The organism is Metabacillus rhizolycopersici (assembly GCF_020075705.1).
Window position 1 is genome coordinate 1 of sequence record NZ_JAIQUM010000259.1, and the last position, 622, is coordinate 622.

Here is a 622-nt window from a genome sequence, read left to right on the forward strand (position 1 = left end):
TGGACACAAATAAGTTAACTTTTCATGCTGATTGATGAAACTGATCTTCTACTTCTTGCGGCGTCTGAAAGTTTAATTGGCCGTGAATACGTCGGCGATTATACCAGCCTTCAATAAACTGAAACAACGCTGCGTTCGCTGATTCAAAATTTAAATAGATTACGTGATGGACTTCTTCCTTCTTTAAAATGGCATGAAAAGATTCAATACATGCGTTATCGTAGGGGCAGCCTTTGCGACTAAACGATGGAATGATTTCCTGTTCTTTAAGCGCTTGGCTAAAATCTTCACTTGTATATTGAGAGCCAAGGTCCGTATGTAAAAGGAGGCCAGGTCCCGGCTGTTGGATAGAAACGGCATTGTTTAAGGCCTGTAAAACAAGTTCAGTTGTCATGGAACGAGAAAGAATATCCGATGATTTTTTTAGAATACAGATCTAAAACCGTAGCTAAATAACACCAACCATCTCGCAAAGTGTGGATATAGGTGATATCGGCCACCCATTTTTCGTTTAATTTGGACGTAGAAAAGTCCTGTTGTAGTATGTTTTCACGAGCCTCAATCGGTTTTTTATTTGATTGTGGACGGAATTTTTTAATCGTAATTGAAGAAATTCCCGCCT

General features: G+C 39.2%; 1 pseudogene. It reads right to left on the reverse strand.

What is annotated here, in order from left to right:
- Positions 1-22: 22 nt before the first annotated feature.
- Positions 23-622: pseudogene (locus K9V48_RS28455) on the reverse strand (IS3 family transposase); the annotation flags it as partial.